The organism is Mycobacterium sp., assembly GCF_035603715.1.
GTDB lineage: Bacteria > Actinomycetota > Actinomycetes > Mycobacteriales > Mycobacteriaceae > Mycobacterium.
This window is the reverse complement of the sequence record NZ_DATNJW010000614.1, coordinates 1-2,116: the sequence shown is the minus strand read 5'-3', so window position 1 is coordinate 2,116 and position 2,116 is coordinate 1. Positions and strand designations below refer to the sequence as shown.

The window sequence follows — 2,116 nt, the reverse complement described above, 5'->3', positions numbered from 1 at the left end:
GCCCGCACGGCCTTCTTGTCCGGCTTGCCCAGCCCGGTCAACGGCAGCGCGTCGACGATCTCTATCCGCTTGGGTGACTGCACCGAACCCTTGCGGTCCTTGACCGCGGCCTGGATCTCGGAGGTCATCGCCTCGATCGCGGCGTCGTCGGTCGGTGCGTCCGGGCGCAACACCACAACCGCGGTCACGGCCTCACCCCACTTCTCGTCCGGCGTGCCGACCACGCACACCTGCGCGACCGCCGCATGCTCGGCGATGACGTCCTCAACTTCGCGGGGGAAGACGTTGAAGCCGCCGGTGACGATCATGTCCTTGACCCGGTCGACGATGAAGTAGAACCCGTCCTCGTCTTCGCGGGCCATGTCACCGGTGTGCAGCCAGCCGTCCCTGAAGGTCTCGGCCGTCGCTTCGGGCAGGTGCCAGTAGCCGCCGGCCAAAAGTGGCCCGCTGACGCAGATTTCGCCCGGCTCGCCCTGCGCGACGGGCTTGCCGTCCTCGCCGAGCAACGCCACCCGCGCGAACAAGGTCGGGCGCCCGCAGGACGTCAGCCGCTTCTCGTCGTGGTCGCCCTTGGCCAGATAGGTGATCGCCATCGGCGCCTCGGACTGCCCGTAATACTGGGCGAAGATCGGGCCGAACCGCCGGATCGCCTCGGCCAGCCGCACCGGGTTCATCGCCGAGGCGCCGTAGTAGACGGTCTCCAGCGACGACAGGTCGCGGGTGTGTGAATCCGGGTGGTCCATCAGCGCATACAGCATCGACGGCACCAACATCGTGGCCGTAATGCGTTGCTCTTCAATGACTTTCAACACCTCGGCCGGATCGAACTTGCCCAGCACCACCATCTCGCCGCCCTTGACCACCGTGGGCGTGAAGAACGCCGCACCGGCGTGCGACAGCGGCGTGCACATCAAGAACCGCGGGTGCTCTGGCCACTCCCACTCCGCGAGCTGGATCTGCGTCATCGTCGCGATGTTCCCGGTGGTGCCGATGACGCCCTTGGGCTTACCGGTCGTGCCGCCGGTGTAGGTCAGGCCGCCGATGTGGTCAGGCGGCAAGTCCGCCACGACTATTGGCTGCGGGGAGTACTTGGCCGCCTCGGCGGACAGATCGACCGCGACATCCTTCAGCTCCTCGGGCACCGGCCCGATGGTCAGGATCTTCTTCAGCGAGTCGACCTTGTCCAGCAAGCCCAGTGCCCGCTCGACGAACATCGGGTTCGGGTCGATGATCAGCGCCGTGGCGCCGGCATCGGAGAGCACGTAGGCGTGGTCGTCCAGCGAACCCAGCGGGTGCAGGGCGGTGCGCCGGTAGCCCTGGGTCTGGCTGGCGCCGAGGATCATCAGGACCTCGGGTCGGTTGAGTGCCAGCATGCCGACCGTGACGCCGGTGCCGGCGCCCAGCGCCTCGAAAGCCTGGATGTACTGGCTGACACGTTCGGCCAGCTGACCGCCGGTCAGCGTGGTGTCGCCGAGGAACAGCACCGGCCTGTCCTTGTGGCGCTTGAGCGCGCCGACGAACAGATGGCCGTTATGGGTCGGGTTGCGCAGCAGCTCGTCACTCATGTGGCCAGACTAGAACGTGTTGCAATTCTTGTCTGCTACCCCCTTCGGCGCCTCGGCCATCAGTAGGCTTCGTGCCCATGGCCGCTGCAGACCTCGTCATCACCGGAACTGTGCTGACCGTCGACGACACCAGGCCCACCGTTGAGGCGCTGGCGGTGGCCGACGGCCGGATCGTCGCGGTGGGGGACCGCTCCGAGATGGCCGATTTCACCGGCCCAACCACCCAAACTCTCAATATCGGTGACGGCTGCGTCATGCCGGGATTTATTGAGGCACACGGCCATCCGCTGATGGAGGCGATCGCGCTGTCGGACCGGCTGGTGGACATCCGGCCGGTCACGATGCGCAACGCCGACGACGTCGTCGAGGCTGTTCGCAGCGAGGTAAAACGGCGCGGGCCAGACGGCGCTTACCTCCTCGGCTGGGATGCGCTGCTGCAGCCCGGACTGCCGGAGCCGACGCTGACCTGGCTGGACGACATCGCGCCCGACGATCCGCTGGTGATCATTCACAACTCCGGACACAAGGCCTTCTTCAACTCGTGTGCCGCC

2 protein-coding genes are annotated in these 2,116 nt (G+C 66.7%); one reads left to right on the top strand and one right to left on the bottom strand.

The window, feature by feature from the left end; all coding sequences use genetic code 11:
* Window positions 1-1,565: fatty-acid--CoA ligase FadD8 (gene fadD8, locus VN856_RS25120; protein WP_325694386.1), on the bottom strand; the 1,565-nt coding region annotated here is incomplete at its 3' end.
* A gap of 77 nt (window positions 1,566-1,642) precedes the next feature.
* Between fadD8 and VN856_RS25115 the strand changes: the two genes are divergently transcribed.
* Window positions 1,643-2,116 (top strand): amidohydrolase family protein (locus VN856_RS25115; RefSeq protein WP_325694384.1); only part of this gene is annotated, 474 nt, incomplete at its 3' end.